Genomic DNA, 18,614 nt, shown 5'->3' with positions numbered 1-18,614 from the left:
GGTCGTCCGGGCGGGGGTGGGGGCGAACGAGGAAGAACACGGTGCCGAACGCGGCCACCCGCTCCTCTCCGGGGCTCTGGAAAGGGGTGAGCCGCGGCCCTCGCGGACTTCGAGCGCCGCCGCGCCGCGTACGCCGCGCTCTGCGCCGAGTGGGCCCCGGCCGCCCCGGCCGCGCCCGCCGCCGCGTAACCGTCCCGCTCCCCGTACGTACGCCCGCCGGCACGACCGCCCGTCCGTACGACCGTACGACCGTACGACCGTACGACCGCTCGCCCCGTACGCCCACCCGCCCCGCGCCCCCACCCGGCCGGGGTTTTTCCATGCCCGGAGGACCAGATGGCAGCCCCTCTCACCGCGGACCGGTTCGTCGCCGCGCTCCGCGCCGAAGGCGTCACCGTCGTCGAACACGACGGCTGGCGCACCCACAACCGCTCCGGCCACGGGTCCTGGGGGCCGGTGGCCGGTGTGATGATCCACCACACGGTCTCGGCCGGCACCGACAACACGGTACGAATGTGCAGCGACGGTTACGCCGGTCTGCCCGGCCCGCTGTGCCACGGCGTCATCGCCAAGGACGGCAGCGTCCACCTGATCGGCAACGGCCGCGCCAACCACGCGGGCGGCGGCGACCCGTCCGTCCTCCAGGCCGTGATCACCGAGACGTACGGGGACCGGCCGCCGACGCCCCGCTTCCACGAGGGCAGCCCGGGGGCCGTCGACGGCAACGCCCGCTTCTACGGATTCGAGTGCGTCAACCTCGGCAACGGCACCGACCCCTGGCCGCCCGCCCAGCTCGACGCGATCGAACGGGTCGCGACCGCCCTGTGCCGGGCGCACGGCTGGGGCGCCAAGTCCGTGATCGGCCACTCCGAGTGGTCGGACTGGAAGAACGATCCGCGCGGCTTCGGCATGCCGGTGATGCGCGGGCGCGTGCAGAAGCGCCTCGGCGGAGCCCCGGCGGCCAAGCCCCCGGCCCCGACCTCCCCGAGCACTCCTACCTCCCCGACCTCCCCGGCCTCGCCCACCGCCCCGCCCTCGGCCCCGCGCCTCCAGCCGTTCCCCGGCACGTCCTTCTTCAAGGCGAACCCGTCGTCCCCGATCGTCACCGCGATGGGCCGCCGGCTCATGGCCGAGGGCTGCGGCCGCTATCAGGTCGGACCGGGCCCGCGCTGGTCGGAGGCCGACCGCCGGTCGTACGCGGCCTGGCAGCAGAGGCTCGGTTTCACCGGCGCCGACGCCGACGGCTGGCCGGGCCGCGCCTCCTGGAACGCGCTGAAGGTCCCGTACACCGCGTAACGCGGACACGTCCCGCAGAAGGAGAACCATGTCCGAAGCCGCGAAGCGCACGGCCCGCACCGTGCTGCAGACCGCCGTCGGCATCGCCGTCGTCCTGCCCGGTGCCGTCGACGCCGCCGGGCTGCCCGCGACCCTGCCGTGGGTCGCCGGGGCGCTCGCCGCCGCCGGCGCCCTCACCCGGGTGATGGCGCTGCCCGCCGTACAGAGTCTGCTGCCGGGCTGGCTGCGCACCGGACCGGGGGCGGCCGATGACCGAGACTGAACCGAACGACCCGGTCGCCGTCGCCGTGGAGCTGGAACGGCTCCGCGGCACCCTGGAGGCCGGCTTCGCCCGCGTCGACGGGAGCCTCGCCCTGCTGGTCCAGCGCAGCGACCAGACCGACAAACAGCTCGCCGACCACGAGGCCCGCCTGGACGCCCTGGAACGCGCCCGCTGGCCCCTCGCCTCGATCGCGGCCCTGACGGCCACGGCCGGTCTGGGCCTGGCCCTGTGGGAGATGGCGGCCCGCTGAAAAGCGGTGGGACGACAGTGGGGCGGCACCCCGAAAAGGGATCCCGCCCCACCACCGCCCCACCGCCGAGCGACGCCCGCGAGTACGCCACGAAGCCCGAAAACGCCGCGAGGCGGCACCCCTTTCGGGGCGCCGCCTCGCGGTTCGCACTACTTACTGGTTGTACGGACCGTAGTCGTAGTCCTCCAGCGGAACGGCCTGGCCGGAGCCCGAGCCGAACGGCGAGTAGTCGATGTCGTCGTAGCCGACGGCCGAGTACATCGCGGCCTTGGCCTCCTCGGTCGGCTCGACCCGGATGTTGCGGTAACGGGACAGACCCGTACCGGCCGGGATGAGCTTACCGATGATGACGTTCTCCTTGAGGCCGATCAGGGAGTCCGACTTGGCGTTGATCGCCGCGTCGGTCAGAACCCTGGTCGTCTCCTGGAAGGACGCCGCCGACAGCCACGACTCGGTGGCGAGCGAGGCCTTGGTGATACCCATCAGCTGCGGACGGCCGGAGGCCGGGTGGCCGCCTTCCTGGACCACACGACGGTTCTCGGTCTCGAACTTCGAGCGCTCGACGAGCTCGCCCGGCAGGAGCTCCGCGTCGCCGGACTCGATGATCGTCACGCGGCGCAGCATCTGCCGGATGATGATCTCGATGTGCTTGTCGTGGATCGACACGCCCTGCGAGTTGTAGACCTTCTGGACTTCGCCGACCAGGTGGACCTGGACGGCACGCTGGCCGAGGATGCGCAGCACGTCGTGCGGGTTGGTGGCACCCACGGTGAGCTTCTGGCCCACCTCGACGTGGTCGCCCTCGCCCACGAGCAGACGCGCACGCTTCGAGATCGGGAACGCCGTCTCGTCGGTGCCGTCGTCCGGGGTGACGACGATCTTCTTGGTCTTCTCGGTCTCCTCGATGCGGACGCGACCGGCCGCCTCGGAGATCGGGGCGACACCCTTCGGCTGCCGCGCCTCGAAGAGCTCGACGACACGGGGCAGACCCTGGGTGATGTCGTCACCGGCCACACCACCGGTGTGGAAGGTACGCATCGTCAGCTGGGTACCGGGCTCACCGATGGACTGGGCGGCGATGATGCCGACCGCCTCACCGATGTCGACCAGCTTGCCGGTGGCCAGGGAGCGGCCGTAGCACATGGCGCAGGTGCCGACGGCGGACTCACAGGTCAGGACCGAGCGGGTCTTGACCTCTTCGACGCCCGCCTTGACGAGCTGGTCGATGAGCACGTCACCGAGGTCGACGCCGGCCGGGGCCAGCACCTTGCCGTCGACGACGACGTCCTCGGCGAGGCAGCGCGCGTACACGCTGGTCTCGACGTCCTCCGTCTTGCGGAGCACACCGGTCTCGTCCTTGCCGGCGATCTTCAGCTTGAGGCCGCGCTCGGTGCCGCAGTCCTCCTCGCGGATGATCACGTCCTGCGAGACGTCCACCAGACGACGGGTCAGGTAACCCGAGTCGGCGGTACGCAGGGCGGTGTCGGCCAGACCCTTACGGGCACCGTGAGTCGAGATGAAGTACTCGAGGACGGTGAGGCCCTCGCGGAAGGAGGCCTTAATCGGACGCGGGATGGTCTCGTTCTTCGCGTTCGACACCAGACCACGCATACCGGCGATCTGCCGCATCTGCATCATGTTTCCTCGGGCACCCGAGTCAACCATCATGAAGATGGGGTTGGTCTTGGGGAAGTTCGCGTTCATCGCCTCGGCGACCTCATTGGTCGCCTTGGTCCAGATCGCGATGAGCTCCTGCGTGCGCTCTTCCTTGGTGATCAGACCGCGCTCGTACTGCTTCTGGACCTTCTCGTCCTGGGCCTCGTAGCCCGCGACGATGGCCTTCTTCGCCTCGGGGACGACGACATCGGAGATGGCGACGGTGACACCGGAACGGGTGGCCCAGAAGAAGCCGGACGCCTTCAGGTTGTCGAGCGTCGCCGCCACGATGACCTTGGGGTAGCGCTCGGCGAGGTCGTTGACGATCTCCGAGAGCTGCTTCTTGCCCACGGAGTAGTCGACGAACGGGTAGTCCTCGGGAAGCAGCTCGTTGAAGAGCGCACGGCCGAGCGTGGTCTTCAGACGGAAGCTGTCACCCTGCTGCCACTCCGGCTCACCCTCCTCCGCGACCGGGGCGACCCAGCCACGCGGCGGAACGGTGCCGATCGGGAAGCGGATGTCGATCTGCGACTGGAGCGCCAGCTCGCCGGCGTCGAACGCCATGATCGCCTCGGCCGTGGAGCCGAACGCGCGGCCCTCGCCCTTGACGTCACGCAGCTCGCCGTCGGTGGTGAGGAAGAACAGACCGAGGACCATGTCCTGGGTCGGCATCGTCACCGGGCGGCCGTCGGCCGGCTTGAGGATGTTGTTCGAGGACAGCATCAGGATGCGGGCCTCGGCCTGCGCCTCCGCGGAGAGCGGCAGGTGGACGGCCATCTGGTCACCGTCGAAGTCCGCGTTGAACGCGGTGCAGACGAGCGGGTGGATCTGGATGGCCTTGCCCTCGACCAGCTGGGGCTCGAAGGCCTGGATGCCGAGGCGGTGCAGCGTGGGCGCACGGTTCAGCAGAACCGGGTGCTCGGCGATGACCTCTTCGAGGACGTCGTACACGACCGTGCGGCCGCGCTCGACCATCCGCTTGGCGGACTTGATGTTCTGCGCGTGGTTCAGGTCGACCAGGCGCTTCATCACGAACGGCTTGAAGAGCTCCAGCGCCATGGCCTTCGGCAGACCGCACTGGTGCAGCTTGAGCTGCGGGCCGACGACGATGACGGAACGCGCGGAGTAGTCCACACGCTTGCCGAGCAGGTTCTGACGGAATCGACCCTGCTTACCCTTCAGCATGTCGCTGAGGGACTTCAGCGGACGGTTGCCGGGGCCCGTGACCGGGCGACCACGACGGCCGTTGTCGAAGAGGGCGTCGACCGCCTCCTGGAGCATCCGCTTCTCGTTGTTCACGATGATCTCGGGGGCACCGAGGTCGAGCAGACGCTTCAGACGGTTGTTGCGGTTGATCACACGGCGGTACAGGTCGTTGAGGTCGGAGGTCGCGAAGCGGCCACCGTCCAGCTGCACCATCGGACGCAGGTCCGGCGGGATGACCGGCACGCAGTCGAGAACCATGCCCTTGGGGCTGTTCGCGGTCTGCAGGAACGCGGAGACGACCTTGAGGCGCTTGAGCGCACGGGTCTTCTTCTGGCCCTTGCCGGTACGGATGATCTCGCGGAGCTTCTCGGCCTCTTCCTCGAGGTCGAAGGACTCCAGGCGCTTCTGCAGCGCCGCGGCACCCATCGAGCCGTCGAAGTACGTGCCGAAGCGGTCACGCAGCTCGCGGTAGAGGAGCTCGTCGCCCTCCAGGTCCTGGACCTTGAGGTTCTTGAAGCGGGCCCAGACCTCGTCGAGACGGTCGATCTCGCGCTGCGCGCGGTCGCGCAGCTGCTTCATCTCGCGCTCGGCACCCTCGCGCACCTTGCGGCGCACGTCGGCCTTGGCGCCCTCGGCCTCGAGCTCGCCCAGGTCGTTCTCGAGCTTCTTGGCGCGGGCCTCGAGGTCCGAGTCGCGACGGTTCTCGATCTGCTGACGCTCGACGGAGACGTGCGCCTCCAGCGAGGGCAGGTCGCGGGTGCGGCGCTCCTCGTCGACGAACGTGATCATGTACGCCGCGAAGTAGATGACCTTCTCGAGGTCCTTCGGGGCGAGGTCGAGCAGGTAGCCAAGGCGCGACGGGACGCCCTTGAAGTACCAGATGTGGGTGACGGGAGCGGCGAGCTCGATGTGGCCCATCCGCTCACGGCGCACCTTGGCGCGGGTGACCTCGACGCCACACCGCTCACAGATGATGCCCTTGAAGCGGACACGCTTGTACTTGCCGCAGTAGCACTCCCAGTCCCGGGTCGGACCGAAGATCTTCTCGCAGAAGAGTCCGTCCTTTTCGGGCTTCAGGGTGCGGTAGTTGATGGTCTCCGGCTTCTTGACCTCGCCGTGGCTCCACTGACGGATGTCGTCAGCGGTGGCCAGACCGATCCGGAGCTCGTCGAAGAAGTTGACGTCGAGCACTATGCGTCAATCCCTCTCAGGGTTGTAAGGCTGTGGGTCTGATACGGGGGTCTTGGGGCCGGCGGGGGGACCATCACTGGTCCCCCGCGCCGGACTCCCGTCAGACCTCTTCGACGCTGCTCGGCTCGCGCCGGGACAGGTCGATGCCGAGCTCCTCCGCTGCGCGGAAGACGTCCTCGTCGGTGTCGCGCATCTCGATGGACATGCCGTCCGAGGACAGCACCTCCACGTTGAGGCACAGGGACTGCATCTCCTTGATGAGCACCTTGAAGGACTCGGGGATGCCGGGCTCAGGGATGTTCTCGCCCTTGACGATGGCCTCGTAGACCTTCACGCGGCCGGTGACGTCGTCGGACTTGATCGTCAGGAGCTCCTGGAGGGCGTACGCGGCGCCATAAGCCTCCAGCGCCCACACCTCCATCTCACCGAAGCGCTGACCACCGAACTGGGCCTTACCACCCAGCGGCTGCTGGGTGATCATCGAGTACGGACCGGTCGAACGAGCGTGCAGCTTGTCGTCGACCAGGTGGTGGAGCTTGAGGATGTACATGTAGCCGACCGAGATCGGCTCCGGGAACGGCTCGCCGGAGCGGCCGTCGAACAGCCGCGCCTTACCGGTCGGCAGGACCATGCGGTCGCCGTCGCGGTTCGGGCGGGTGTTCTCCAGCAGACCCGCGAGCTCGTCCTGGCGGGCGCCGTCGAAGACCGGGGTCGCGACGTTCGTCCGCGGGGCGACCTCGTCGGCGCCGATCGCCTGGAGGCGCTTGGCCCACTCCTCGCCGAGGCCGGAGACGTCCCAGCCCTGGCTGGCGAGCCAGCCGAGGTGGATCTCCAGGACCTGTCCCGGGTTCATTCGGGACGGGACACCCAGCGGGTTGAGGATGATGTCGACCGGGGTGCCGTCCTCGAGGAAGGGCATGTCCTCGATCGGGTTGATCTTGGAGATGACACCCTTGTTGCCGTGACGGCCGGCGAGCTTGTCACCATCGGTGATCTTGCGCTTCTGGGCGACGTAGACGCGGACCAGCTGGTTCACGCCCGGGGGAAGCTCGTCGCCCTCCTCGCGGTCGAAGACGCGGACGCCGATGACCTTGCCGGTCTCGCCGTGCGGCACCTTCAGCGAGGTGTCACGGACCTCACGGGCCTTCTCACCGAAGATCGCGCGGAGCAGTCGCTCCTCCGGGGTCAGCTCGGTCTCGCCCTTCGGGGTGACCTTGCCGACCAGGATGTCGCCGGCGACGACATCGGCACCGATGCGGATGATGCCGCGCTCGTCGAGGTCGGCGAGGACCTCCTCGGAGACGTTCGGGATGTCCCGGGTGATCTCCTCCGGGCCGAGCTTGGTGTCACGAGCGTCGACCTCGTGCTCCTCGATGTGGATCGAGGAGAGGACGTCGTCCTGCACGAGGCGCTGCGACAGGATGATCGCGTCCTCGTAGTTGTGACCCTCCCACGGCATGAACGCCACGAGCAGGTTCTTGCCCAGCGCCATCTCGCCGTTCTCGGTGGCCGGACCGTCGGCGAGGACCTGGCCCTCGATGACCCGGTCGCCCTCGTTGACGACGACCTTCTGGTTGACCGAGGTGCCCTGGTTCGAGCGGGAGAACTTGTGCAGGCGGTACGTGTTGTACGTGCCGTCGTCGTTGGCGACCGTGATGTAGTCCGCGGAGAGCTCCTGGACCACACCGGCCTTGTCGGCCTTGAGCACGTCGCCGGCGTCGGTGGCGCAGCGGTACTCCATGCCGGTGCCGACGAGCGGGGCCTCCGACTTGATGAGCGGAACGGCCTGACGCATCATGTTCGCGCCCATGAGGGCACGGTTGGCGTCGTCGTGCTCGAGGAACGGGATCATGGCGGTCGCGACCGACACCATCTGGCGCGGGGAGACGTCCATGTAGTCGACGTCGGCCGGCGGCACGTAGTCGACCTCGCCGCCGCGGCGGCGGACCAGGACGCGGGGCTCCGTGAACTGGAGCTCCTCGTTCAGGGTCGCGTTCGCCTGGGCGATGACGAAGCGGTCCTCTTCGTCGGCGGTGATGTAGTCGACCTCGTCGGTGACCTGGCCGTCGACGACCTTGCGGTACGGCGTCTCGATGAAGCCGAACGCGTTGACGCGGCCGTACGAGGCGAGCGAACCGATCAGACCGATGTTCGGGCCTTCAGGGGTCTCGATCGGGCACATGCGTCCGTAGTGGGACGGGTGCACGTCTCGGACCTCGAAGCCGGCCCGCTCACGGGACAGACCACCGGGACCCAGCGCCGAGAGACGACGCTTGTGCGTCAGACCCGACAGCGGGTTGTTCTGGTCCATGAACTGCGACAGCTGGCTGGTGCCGAAGAACTCCTTGATGGAGGCGACGACCGGCCGGATGTTGATCAGGGTCTGCGGCGTGATCGCCTCGACGTCCTGGGTGGTCATGCGCTCGCGCACGACGCGCTCCATACGAGCCAGACCCGTGCGGACCTGGTTCTGGATGAGCTCGCCGACGTTGCGCAGACGACGGTTGCCGAAGTGGTCGATGTCGTCGGTCTCGACAACGATCTCCCGGCCGGACTCGCCGATCGTCTCGGTCTCGCCCGCGTGGAGCTTGACCAGGTACTTGATCGTGGCGATGACGTCGTCGGTGGTCAGCACACCGGCGTCGAGCGGCTCGTCGGCCCCGAGCTTCTTGTTGACCTTGTAGCGGCCGACCTTCGCGAGGTCGTAGCGCTTCGGGTTGAAGTACAGGTTCTCGAGCAGCGTCTGCGCGGCCTCGCGGGTCGGCGGCTCGCCCGGACGGAGCTTGCGGTAGATGTCGAGCAGCGCGTCGTCCTGGCCCTGGGTGTGGTCCTTCTCCAGGGTGGCGCGCATGGACTCGTACTCGCCGAACTCCTGCAGGATCTGCTCGGTGGTCCAGCCGAGGGCCTTCAGGAGGACGGTGACGGACTGCTTGCGCTTGCGGTCGATACGCACACCGACCATGTCGCGCTTGTCGATCTCCATCTCCAGCCAGGCACCCCGGGACGGGATGATCTTGGCGGAGAAGATGTCCTTGTCGGACGTCTTGTCGATGGAGGAGTCGAAGTAGACGCCCGGGGAGCGGACGAGCTGCGAGACCACGACACGCTCGGTGCCGTTGATGACGAAGGTGCCCTTGTTGGTCATGAGCGGGAAGTCGCCCATGAAGACCGTCTGGGACTTGATCTCGCCGGTCTCGTTGTTCGTGAACTCGGCGGTGACGAAGAGCGGGGCACCGTAGGTGAAGTCCCGGTCCTTGCACTCGTCGATCGAGTTCTTCGGCGGCTCGAAGCGGTGGTCGCGGAAGGTCAGCGACATCGACCCGGAGAAGTCCTCGATCGGGGAGATCTCCTCGAAGATCTCCTCCAGACCGGACTTCCTGGGGACGTCCTGTCCCGACTCGAGGGCGGCCTCGACGCGAGCCTTCCACGCGGCGTTGCCGAGCAGCCAGTCGAAGCTCTCGGTCTGGAGCGCGAGGAGGTTCGGAACCTCGAGGGGCTCCTTGATCTTTGCAAAGGAGATGCGCAGCGGGGCGGTGCTGGCACCGTTGTTCATATTGGTCGAGGCGTTGCGCGAGGCGGCCAAGAGGGGGTCCTTCCGAGGGCTCGGACTCACTGCGCGCGTACCGGTCCCCCACGAAGCGGCGTCGGCGGAAATCCCTGGAATGGTCAAAAGGCCAGGTCAGAGGTGTTCGGCCAACGATGCAATTGCGAGAGTATGCCCCTGGTGACGGGCAGGGGGCAGCTAACAGGCAGCGCAAAGGGTCAGTGTAGCCACTTGGCCCACTGATGTCCAGGGCGAGTTCTTCGCGACCCTCGTAGTTCTCAACTCCGCGCTACACCTCGCGCCGTACGGCGCACCTCGATACTGCCCATTCGGTCGTCGATCCATGCCTCGGAAACGGATCGTTGTGACGACGCGTCCTGAGAATTGCGCGCTCCGTGCTGTTCGTCAAGGCCCCCGCCTCAGAGCGGCGCACGGCGATGATCACCATACTCCGCTTCCGGAGACGCTCACGACCACCGCCACGCGCCTCCGGGAACGCCGAAAGGCGACCACCCAAATGGATGATCGCCTTTCGTACCGCCGGCGTTACACGTCAGCGGTGAAAGTCGCTGTTCGCGACGAGGTGTTACTTGACCTCGACGGACGCGCCCGCGGCCTTGAGGGACTCGGCGGCCTTCTCAGCGGCCTCCTTGTTGACCTTCTCGAGGACCGGCTTCGGGGTGCCGTCGACGAGGTCCTTGGCCTCCTTCAGGCCGAGGGAGGTCAGCTCGCGCACGACCTTGATGACCTGGATCTTCTTGTCGCCGGCGCCGGTGAGGATGACGTCGAACTCGTCCTTCTCCTCGACGGCCTCAGCGGCACCGCCGGCGACGCCGCCGGCCATCATGACCGGCGCGGCAGCGGCGGCGGTGACGTCGAACTTCTCCTCGAACGCCGCGACGAACGCGGCCAGCTCGATGAGGGTCATCTCCTCGAACTGCGCGAGCAGCTCGTCCTGGGTGAGCTTCGCCATGGTGGGCGATCCTTCCACTAATTCGGCAGGTGCCGGATGTACATGTGAGGCGGGCATATGTACGGCCCGCTGCGACCCGCTCCGTCTAGGCGGCGGTACGGATCATTGCGCGAGCCGAATTACTCGGCACCGCCCTGCTCGGCCTGCTTGGCGCGCAGCGCGTCCACGGTGCGGACGAGCTTCGTCGGCAGCGCCTGGAAGAGCGAAGCAGCCTGGGACTGCTTGCCCTTGAAGGCACCGGCCAGCTTGCTGAGCAGAACCTCGCGGGACTCGAGGTCCGCAAGCTTCTTGACCTCATCGGCGTCGAGCGCCTTGCCGTCAAGGACGCCGCCCTTGATGGTGAGGTTGGGGTTCTCCTTGGCGAAGTCACGCAGCGCCTTCGCCGACTCCACCGGGTCACCGGTGATGAAGGCGACCGCGGTCGGACCAGTGAACTGGTCGTCCAGCGCGGTGATCCCGGCCTGGTTGGCCGCAATCTTGGTCAGCGTGTTCTTCACCACGGCGTACTGGGCGTTCTCACCGAGCGCACGACGCAGCGTCTTGAGCTGCGCGACGGAGAGACCCCGGTACTCGGTCAGCACTGCGGCGTTCGAGCTGCGGAACTGGTCCTCCAGCTCGGCCACCGAGGCAGCCTTGTCGGGCCTTGCCATAAGCGTTGGCCTCCTTCCGGGTGATGGGACCGCGCGGAAGGGACTGGACAAAACAAAACGCCCCGGGCGCAGGCGCACGGGGCTCAGCTCGACCGAACCGTGAACGGTTGGGGAACTCATCCTCATCCACCTGCGCGGGTCGCTCGCATCACTCAGCGAATCCTTCGGCCTCCGCACCCTTGACGGGCACAGCGACGACCAGCGGTCTTTGGCTTCCTCGGAAGAGTACGTGACGGGGACGGCCGGGGGCAAATCGGCCCCCGGCCCCCTGGTCCGGACCGGATCCGGACCCGGGCTCAGCCCTGGGCGCCCGAGGCCCCGGCACCCGCACCCGCACCCGCACCCGCACCCGCACCCAGCTTCTTCATCATGTCCATGAAGTCGATGGTCTCCGCGGCCGGCGGCGGCGTGACCTCGGCCTTCGTCCCGTAGTCGGAGTAGAAGGCGGTCATCTTCATCGCGCCCTGCGCCGTCTTCATGTCGACGACCATCTTGGCCGGGTACCCGTCCTTGTCGACCCAGAGCTCGGTGTCGTACTCCTCCAGCCCGGCCTTCTCCATCGAATCCAGGAGGGCCTTGCGGTCCGCGCCCGGGACGGCGTCGAGGTTCTTGTTCGCCTTCATCATCTGCTCGACGGTGACCGTGCCCTTGTAGTGCTCGGTGTCGGTGCCCCTGACCTTCTCCGGGCCGACGTGCTTGATGCCGGGCGCCTGGAGAAGCACCGCGAGCTGCTGCGCCGGGTCCTGGTGGGAGCCGCTCATGTTCGCGGTCATCGCCTTCAGGGACGCCTCGCCGTACTTCTCGGCCAGGGCGCCGAAGTCCATCTTCATCCAGCTCTTGCCCTTGAACTGCTTGTCCAGCGCGTCGCCCACCTCGGTGTACATGACGTTGTCCCGCATGATCATGCGGATCTTGTCGGGTACGCCGGCCGCGCCCGCCCCCGCGCCGGCCCGGGTACCGGCGAGCATGCCGCCCCGCATCGTCACGTCCATGACGGCCGGGTCCCAGCCCTGCACACCCGTCATGGTCGTGGTGCCGGCGGCGGCGCCCGTCCCCGTCGTCTCCATCGTCATCGTGAACTTGGCCGCCTTGGCCTCCGACGTCTTCTCGAAGGCCGCCGTGATGGCCGCCGTGACGTCGTTCGCGCTCTTTCCGACGGCCTTGCCCGCGCTGTGCCCGGCGGACTTGGCGCCGCCGTCCTCGCAGCCCGCCAGACCCGTGACGACGGCCGCGGCCGTGAGCGCGACACCTGCTCGCTTCCACCCGGAAACGTTCATGGAACCCCCCTTGTCCTCGATCACACGCGTGATCGACGCATATGCCCCGGGAGCACCGTAGCCCTTGGCACTGACACCCGCCGGGCATAAAGAAACGCCCCCCGGTCCTCCGAAGAGGTCCAGGGGGCGTTTCTCAGGACGCTGGAGCCACGAGGGCTCCCGAGCCAGTGGCTCAGACCGCGGCCGGGTCCTCCTCGACGAGGAGGTTGCGGGTGCGGTTCGAGTCGAGCGGAATGCCGGGGCCCATCGTGGTGGTGATGGCGGCCTTCTTGATGTAGCGACCCTTGGCGGCCGACGGCTTCAGACGGAGGATCTCCTCCAGCGCGGCGGCGTAGTTCTCCACCAGCTTGGTGTCGTCGAAGGACACCTTGCCGATGATGAAGTGCAGGTTCGAGTGCTTGTCGACGCGGAACTCGATCTTGCCGCCCTTGATGTCGTTGACAGCCTTGGCGACATCGGGGGTGACGGTGCCGGTCTTCGGGTTCGGCATCAGACCACGCGGGCCGAGGACGCGGCCGAGGCGGCCGACCTTGCCCATGAGGTCCGGGGTGGCGACGACGGCGTCGAACTCGTTCAGGCGGTTGCCCTTGGCGATCTCGGCGATGAGCTCGTCCGAGCCGACGATGTCGGCGCCGGCGGCAATCGCGGCCTCGGCACGGTCACCGGTCGCGAAGACCAGGACCCGGGCGGTCTTACCGGTGCCGTGCGGAAGGTTCACGGTGCCGCGGACCATCTGGTCGGCCTTGCGCGGGTCGACACCCAGGCGGAAGGCAACCTCGACGGTGGCGTCGAACTTGGTGCTGGAGGTCTCCTTGGCCAGACGCACGGCCTCGAGCGGGGCGTAGAACTTCTCCCGGTCGATCTTCGCGTCGGCAGCGCGGAGAGACTTGCTGCGCTTCACTTCTGCTCCTGTGTTGTTTCAGGTGTGGAGTCGTGGTGCGGGCCGGCGCTGGCCCTACCACTGGAGGTCACGAGGGCTGATCAGCCCTCGACCGTCACGCCCATGGAACGGGCGGTGCCGGCGATGATCTTCGCGGCAGCGTCCAGGTCGTTGGCGTTCAGGTCGGGGAGCTTGGTCGTGGCGATCTCGCGGACCTGCGCCTCGGTGATCTTGGCGACCTTGGTCTTGTGCGGCTCGCCGGAGCCCTTCTCCACACCAGCGGCCTTGAGGATCATCTTGGCGGCCGGCGGAGTCTTGGTCACGAAGGTGAAGGAACGGTCCTCGTAGACCGTGATCTCCACCGGGATGACCCAGCCACGCTGCGACTCGGTCGCGGCGTTGTAGGCCTTGCAGAACTCCATGATGTTGACGCCGTGCTGACCCAGCGCGGGGCCGACCGGCGGGGCCGGGTTTGCGGCACCGGCGTTGATCTGGAGCTTGATAAGCCCCGTGACCTTCTTCTTCTTGGGAGGCATTGCTCTCTCCGGGTCCTAGTGAGAGTTTCCAGCCGATCCATCCGGTCATCCGGACGGAGGCATACCGCACCACGATAACGGGTATCACGCTGCGGCCAAAAACCGAGCAGGTCAGAGCGGCTGCGAGAGCCACTCTGACCTGTCCGGAAACCTGTGGGTCAGTTCTTCTGGATCTGGTCGAAGCTGAGCTCGACCGGGGTCTCGCGACCGAAGATCTCGACGAGGCCCTTGACCTTCTTCGAGTCGGCGTTGATCTCGTTGATCGTGGCCTGCAGGGTGGCGAAGGGGCCGTCGGTGACGGTGACCGAGTCGCCCACCTCGAAGTCAAGCACCTCGACGGTGACCTTGCGCGCCGGAGCCGGCTTGCCCTCGGCCTCGGCGGCCTCGCGGGCGGCCTTCTCCTCGGCCTCCGGGGCGAGCATCTTGACGATCTCGTCCAGGGTCAGCGGGTACGGGTCGTAGGCGTTGCCCACGAAGCCGGTGACGCCGGGCGTGTTGCGGACGACACCCCAGGACTCGTTGGTCAGATCCATCCGGACGAGCACGTAGCCGGGCAGCTTGTTCTGCCGGACGTTCTTGCGCTCGCCGTTCTTGATCTGGACGATCTCCTCTTCGGGGACCTCGGCCTGGTAGATGAACTCCTCGACGTTCAGCGAGACGGCACGCTGCTCGAGGTTGGCCTTCACGCGCTTCTCGTAGCCCGCGTAGGTGTGGATCACGTACCACTCGCCGGGCAGACCGCGCAGCTCGTCGCGGAGCGCGGCGACGGGGTCGACCGGAGCGGCGGGCTCGGCGGCCTCTTCCTCGTCGTCCTCGTCGTCCTCGGCGGCGTCGTCGGACTCGACGTCCTCATCGGTCTCGTCGGCCTCGACGTCGGCAGCCTCGTCCTCGGCGTCCTCGTCGGCGTCCTCGACGTGGAGGGCAGCGTCCTCGGCGGACTCGCCGGCCTCGGCGTCAGCAGCCGCGGCCTGGTCCTCGTCGGCAGCCTCGACGATGTCCAGCTCGTCCTCGGCGGACTCGGACTCGAAGGCGTCGTTCAGGTTCGCGTCAGACACGGTGGCTGCTTCTTCCTGCGATACAGATGGGGTGGAACAAAAAGTCAGCCGAAGACGTACTTGACTGCTTCCTGGAATCCATAGTCAATCACGGTCACAAGGCCGATCATGATGACGACGAAGACAATCACCACGGTGGTGTACGTCGTCAGCTGTCCGCGCGTAGGCCAGACGACCTTGCGGAGCTCGGCGATGACCTGGCGGTAGAAAAGCGCGAGACGGCCGAGAGGGCCCTTCTTTCCGCGCTTGCCGCCCTTGCGAGGCTTCTTGGCCTCGGGTGCGGCATCCTCGGCATCAGGCATGTCGATGGAGCCCACGGCGTCCGTCACGATCACTCACCTGATTCCGGGTAGGCCGTGCCGCGCCCGGAATGGAGCCGCACGGCGGTGCAATGAAGTACGTACATGCGCACACGACCTGGCGGTGTGTGTAGCAGGGCCGGAGGGACTTGAACCCCCAACCGCCGGTTTTGGAGACCGGTGCTCTACCAATTGAGCTACGACCCTTTGTGGCTTCCCCAACCTACCCCATCGTGAGATGTGGTCGGTGCGGGCCAACGAGCAGTGAGTGTACGTGGTGAAGCGCCCCACGTCGAACAGGAACCGCGCCGACCTGCCCCCACGCCCGCCGCGGGCGCGCCACAAGGGCCGTGCGTCACCCCGGATTGGGCCGTTCCGTGCCCCCTGTACGACCGGGAATGACCATTCCTGTCCGCTGCGTGAAACCGCCGCACCGACCCCCGGCCTGGTCTGCGACGATGGCGTTATGAGCGCTGCTACCTCTCCCACCGAGCGCCGGGTCTCCGCCCGGATCGGTGCGATCTCCGAGTCCGCGACCCTCGCCGTCGACGCCAAGGCAAAGGCCCTCAAGGCCGCCGGGCGTCCGGTCATCGGTTTCGGCGCGGGCGAGCCCGACTTCCCGACCCCGGACTACATCGTCGCCGCCGCCGTGGAGGCCTGCCAGAACCCCAAGTACCACCGCTACACCCCGGCCGGCGGTCTGCCCGAGCTGAAGGCCGCCATCGCCGCCAAGACGCTGCGCGACTCCGGCTACGAGGTCGAGACCTCCCAGGTCCTGGTGACCAACGGCGGCAAGCAGGCCATCTACGAGGCGTTCGCCGCGATCCTCGACCCGGGCGACGAGGTCATCGTCCCGGCCCCGTACTGGACCACCTACCCCGAGTCGATCCGCCTCGCGGGCGGTGTCCCGGTGGAGGTCGTGGCCGACGAGACCACCGGCTACCGCGTCTCGGTGGAGCAGCTGGAGGCGGCGCGCACGGAGCGGACCAAGGTCGTCCTCTTCGTCTCCCCGTCCAACCCGACCGGCGCCGTCTACAGCGAGGCCGACGCCGAGGCGATCGGCCGCTGGGCCGTCGAGCACGGCCTGTGGGTCCTCACGGACGAGATCTACGAGCACCTGGTCTACGGGGACGCGAAGTTCACGTCCCTGCCCGCGCTCGTGCCCGAGCTGCGCGACAAGTGCATCGTGGTCAACGGCGTCGCCAAGACGTACGCCATGACCGGCTGGCGGGTGGGCTGGCTCATCGGCCCGAAGGACGTCGTGAAGGCCGCGACCAACCTCCAGTCGCACGCCACCTCCAACGTCAGCAACGTGGCCCAGGTCGCCGCGCTGGCCGCCGTCTCCGGCGACCTGGACGCGGTCGCGAAGATGCGCGAGGCCTTCGACCGGCGCCGCAAGACCATCGTGCGGATGCTCAACGAGATCGAGGGCGTCTACTGCCCGACGCCGGAGGGCGCGTTCTACGCGTACCCCTCGGTCAAGGCGCTGCTCGGCAAGGAGATCCGCGGCAAGCGCCCGCAGACCTCCGTCGAGCTGGCCGCCCTGATCCTCGACGAGGCCGAGGTCGCGGTCGTCCCGGGCGAGGCCTTCGGCACCCCCGGCTACCTGCGGCTCTCGTACGCGCTCGGCGACGAGGACCTGGTGGAGGGCGTCTCCCGGGTGCAGAAGCTGCTGGCCGAGGCCCGCGACTGATCTACACCCACTGAGTCACGTGACTCAGTGCCCTACGGGCCCCGTTTCTTCGGAAGCGGGGCCCGTTTTTGCGTTCTAGCAAGGTCCCGATCGGGGAAACGGACTGTTTTCGTCCATCCCTCTGCGGCAAAATCGGCCAATGGACCACCCACACCGCGACCTCAGCACCCTGCCGAAGGCCCATCTGCACCTGCACTTCACGGGTTCGATGCGCCCCACCACCCTGCTCGAACTGGCCGACAAATACGGGGTCCACCTCCCCGAGGTGCTGCGCGGTGGGACTCCTCCGAACCTACGGGCCACGGACGAACGCGGCTGGTTCCGTTTCCAGCGCCTGTACGACATCGCCCGCTCCTGTCTGCGGGCGCCCGAGGACATCCAGCGGCTGGTGCGCGAGGCGGCCCAGGAGGACGTCCGGGACGGCTCCGGGTGGCTGGAGATCCAGGTCGACCCCACCTCGTACGCCCCGCTGCTCGGCGGCCTGATCCCGGCCATGGAGATCATCCTCGACGCGGTCGACGCGGCCTCCCGGGACACCGGGCTCGGCATGCGGGTGGTGGTCGCCGCCAACCGGATGAAGCACCCGCTGGAGGCGCGCACGCTGGCCCGGCTCGCGGTGCGCTACGCCGACCGGGGCGTGATCGGCTTCGGCCTCTCCAACGACGAACGGCGCGGCATGGCCCGGGACTTCGACCGCGCCTTCGCCATCGCGCGCGAGGGCGGGCTGCTCGCGGCCCCGCACGGCGGCGAGCTGACCGGCCCCTCCTCCGTACGGGACTGCCTGGACGATCTGCGCGCGGCGCGGGTCGGGCACGGCGTCCGGGCCGCGGAGGACCCGCGGCTGCTGGCCCGGCTCGCGGAGCGTCAGGTGACCTGCGAGGTGTGCCCGTCGTCCAATGTCGCGCTGGGCGTGTACGACAAGCACGAGGACGTCCCGCTGCGCACCCTCTTCGAGGCCGGTGTCCCGATGGCCCTCGGCGCCGACGACCCGCTGCTCTTCGGTTCGCGGCTGGCGGCCCAGTACGACATCGCCCGCCGGCACCACGCCTTCACGGACGCCGAACTGGCCGAGCTGGCCCGGCAGTCGGTGCGGGGCTCGGCGGCGCCGGAGGACGTACGGCGCAAGCTGCTGTCGGGGATCGACGACTGGCTGGCGGCGCCGGTCGCGGCCTGACGCCCGGGCCTGACCGCCCGGCCACCGGCCCGGTCCGGAGGGTCGCCTCCGGCGGGCCGGTCAGCCGCTCCAGCCGATGCCGCGCAGCACCGTGCGGGCGATCGCGCGGGCGAAGTCGTCGAGCGGCTGCGGCGGCTTGCCGTCCGCCGTCATCTCGTAGGCGAACGCGCGGTGGACGCAGGCCCCGAGCAGGAGCCCGGCGGCCGCCTCGCAGTCGGCGTCGGCGGCGATCCGGCCGTGGGCCCGCTCGGACCGCAGGTACTCCGTCAGGCCCTCGATCGGCCGGTGCGGGCCCGATCCGAGCCGGCGCATGCCCTCCTCGTGGCGCGCCTTGAGCTGGGGCTCGGCGTACAGGGAGGCGGCCATCGGGAACGTCTGCTCGTAGAACAGGGCGGCCCGGCGGGCGATCTCCGTGAGGTTCTCCTCGACGTCACGCCCCTGCGGGTCGACGGCGAGGGTGCCGAGGAGCCCGCCCAGCCGGGGCAGCCGTTCTTCGAGGACGGTGACGAACAGGTCCTCTTTCGACGGGAAGTACTTGTAGAGCGCCGCCTCGGAGCAGCCGGCGGCCCGGGCGATCTCCTTGGTGGTCGTACGGGCCAGGCCGGCCGTCAGCATGAGTTCGCGGGCGGCGTCGATGATCCGGGTCCGGGTCGGCTTCTGTTCCACGAGGAC

Annotated in this window: 15 protein-coding genes and 1 tRNA gene; 5 read left to right on the top strand and 11 right to left on the bottom strand. The window is 68.3% G+C overall.

The features are described 5' to 3' along the window. Positions 1-336 precede the first annotated feature (336 nt). From ABZ990_RS27925 to ABZ990_RS27915, 3 genes are read left to right on the top strand one after another with little or no spacing between them, the layout of a single operon-like run. A complete protein-coding gene (locus ABZ990_RS27925) occupies positions 337-1,296 on the top strand; it encodes a peptidoglycan-binding protein (RefSeq protein ID WP_361237249.1) in 960 nt (319 codons plus the stop codon). 28 nt (positions 1,297-1,324) lie between these two features. Beyond that, positions 1,325-1,558 (top strand): hypothetical protein, encoded by a 234-nt coding sequence (locus tag ABZ990_RS27920; protein ID WP_361237246.1) that lies wholly within the window; start codon positions 1,325-1,327, stop codon positions 1,556-1,558. Then, positions 1,545-1,808: a hypothetical protein gene (locus tag ABZ990_RS27915; RefSeq protein WP_361237243.1), complete on the top strand. Its 264-nt coding sequence runs from the start codon at positions 1,545-1,547 to the stop codon at positions 1,806-1,808. Before ABZ990_RS27920 ends, ABZ990_RS27915 begins: the two co-directional genes overlap by 14 nt. Before the next feature lie 153 nt (positions 1,809-1,961). Here the strand turns inward: ABZ990_RS27915 and ABZ990_RS27910 are convergent, their stop codons facing one another. The 10 genes from ABZ990_RS27910 to ABZ990_RS27865 form a co-directional block, all read right to left on the bottom strand. Then, the gene (locus ABZ990_RS27910) at positions 1,962-5,861 is read right to left on the bottom strand and encodes a DNA-directed RNA polymerase subunit beta' (protein WP_361237240.1); all 3,900 of its coding nucleotides are present in this window, start codon (positions 5,859-5,861) and stop codon (positions 1,962-1,964) included. Positions 5,862-5,961: 100 nt separating this feature from the next. Then, positions 5,962-9,444 (bottom strand): DNA-directed RNA polymerase subunit beta, encoded by a 3,483-nt coding sequence (rpoB, locus tag ABZ990_RS27905; RefSeq protein ID WP_361237237.1) that lies wholly within the window; start codon positions 9,442-9,444, stop codon positions 5,962-5,964. A gap of 547 nt (positions 9,445-9,991) precedes the next feature. Then, positions 9,992-10,378 (bottom strand): 50S ribosomal protein L7/L12, encoded by a 387-nt coding sequence (rplL, locus tag ABZ990_RS27900; protein WP_361237234.1) that lies wholly within the window; start codon positions 10,376-10,378, stop codon positions 9,992-9,994. 119 nt (positions 10,379-10,497) lie between these two features. After that, entirely contained in the window at positions 10,498-11,028 is a 531-nt protein-coding gene (rplJ, locus tag ABZ990_RS27895) for a 50S ribosomal protein L10 (protein WP_361237231.1), read from the bottom strand. Between the two features lie 296 nt (positions 11,029-11,324). After that, a complete protein-coding gene (locus tag ABZ990_RS27890; protein WP_361237228.1) occupies positions 11,325-12,305 on the bottom strand; it encodes a hypothetical protein in 981 nt (326 codons plus the stop codon). A gap of 172 nt (positions 12,306-12,477) precedes the next feature. After that, positions 12,478-13,206 carry a 50S ribosomal protein L1 gene (gene rplA, locus ABZ990_RS27885; RefSeq protein ID WP_361237225.1) on the bottom strand — a complete coding sequence of 243 codons (729 nt, stop codon included), beginning with the start codon at positions 13,204-13,206 and terminating at the stop codon, positions 12,478-12,480. An 80-nt stretch (positions 13,207-13,286) separates the two neighbouring features. After that, positions 13,287-13,721, bottom strand: coding sequence for a 50S ribosomal protein L11 (rplK, locus tag ABZ990_RS27880; RefSeq protein ID WP_361237222.1), 435 nt, complete (start codon positions 13,719-13,721; stop codon positions 13,287-13,289). 158 nt (positions 13,722-13,879) lie between these two features. Then, the gene (nusG, locus tag ABZ990_RS27875) at positions 13,880-14,776 is read right to left on the bottom strand and encodes a transcription termination/antitermination protein NusG (protein ID WP_361237219.1); all 897 of its coding nucleotides are present in this window, start codon (positions 14,774-14,776) and stop codon (positions 13,880-13,882) included. A 44-nt stretch (positions 14,777-14,820) separates the two neighbouring features. After that, positions 14,821-15,105 carry a preprotein translocase subunit SecE gene (secE, locus tag ABZ990_RS27870; protein ID WP_361237216.1) on the bottom strand — a complete coding sequence of 95 codons (285 nt, stop codon included), beginning with the start codon at positions 15,103-15,105 and terminating at the stop codon, positions 14,821-14,823. 104 nt (positions 15,106-15,209) lie between these two features. After that, positions 15,210-15,282, bottom strand: a tRNA-Trp gene (locus tag ABZ990_RS27865). 259 nt (positions 15,283-15,541) lie between these two features. On the opposite strand from ABZ990_RS27865, the gene ABZ990_RS27860 reads away from it, so the two are divergent. After that, a complete protein-coding gene (locus ABZ990_RS27860; RefSeq protein WP_361237213.1) occupies positions 15,542-16,768 on the top strand; it encodes a pyridoxal phosphate-dependent aminotransferase in 1,227 nt (408 codons plus the stop codon). Between the two features lie 139 nt (positions 16,769-16,907). After that, the gene (locus ABZ990_RS27855) at positions 16,908-17,942 is read left to right on the top strand and encodes an adenosine deaminase (protein ID WP_361237211.1); all 1,035 of its coding nucleotides are present in this window, start codon (positions 16,908-16,910) and stop codon (positions 17,940-17,942) included. Positions 17,943-18,002: 60 nt separating this feature from the next. Here ABZ990_RS27855 and ABZ990_RS27850 read toward each other — a convergent pair whose 3' ends face one another. After that, positions 18,003-18,608: a TetR/AcrR family transcriptional regulator gene (locus ABZ990_RS27850; RefSeq protein ID WP_361237207.1), complete on the bottom strand. Its 606-nt coding sequence runs from the start codon at positions 18,606-18,608 to the stop codon at positions 18,003-18,005. Positions 18,609-18,614: the final 6 nt, after the last annotated feature.

The organism is Streptomyces sp. NPDC046203, from assembly GCF_040646255.1.
Taxonomy (GTDB): Bacteria; Actinomycetota; Actinomycetes; order Streptomycetales; family Streptomycetaceae; genus Streptomyces.
The sequence above is the reverse complement of the archived record's forward strand: the minus strand, read 5'-3'. Positions and strand labels throughout refer to the sequence as shown.

What these genes read in the sequence shown, in the direction of transcription:
- ABZ990_RS27920 (WP_361237246.1), top strand. Translation starts at nt 1,325, where the DNA reads ATGTCCGAAGCCGCGAAGCGCACGGCCCGCACCGTGCTGCAGACCGCC.
- rplJ (WP_361237231.1), bottom strand. Translation starts at nt 11,028, where the DNA reads ATGGCAAGGCCCGACAAGGCTGCCTCGGTGGCCGAGCTGGAGGACCAG.
- ABZ990_RS27890 (WP_361237228.1), bottom strand. Translation starts at nt 12,305, where the DNA reads ATGAACGTTTCCGGGTGGAAGCGAGCAGGTGTCGCGCTCACGGCCGCG.
- ABZ990_RS27855 (WP_361237211.1), top strand. Translation starts at nt 16,908, where the DNA reads ATGGACCACCCACACCGCGACCTCAGCACCCTGCCGAAGGCCCATCTG.
- ABZ990_RS27925 (WP_361237249.1), top strand. Translation starts at nt 337, where the DNA reads ATGGCAGCCCCTCTCACCGCGGACCGGTTCGTCGCCGCGCTCCGCGCC.
- rplL (WP_361237234.1), bottom strand. Translation starts at nt 10,378, where the DNA reads ATGGCGAAGCTCACCCAGGACGAGCTGCTCGCGCAGTTCGAGGAGATG.
- ABZ990_RS27915 (WP_361237243.1), top strand. Translation starts at nt 1,545, where the DNA reads ATGACCGAGACTGAACCGAACGACCCGGTCGCCGTCGCCGTGGAGCTG.
- ABZ990_RS27860 (WP_361237213.1), top strand. Translation starts at nt 15,542, where the DNA reads ATGAGCGCTGCTACCTCTCCCACCGAGCGCCGGGTCTCCGCCCGGATC.
- rplK (WP_361237222.1), bottom strand. Translation starts at nt 13,721, where the DNA reads ATGCCTCCCAAGAAGAAGAAGGTCACGGGGCTTATCAAGCTCCAGATC.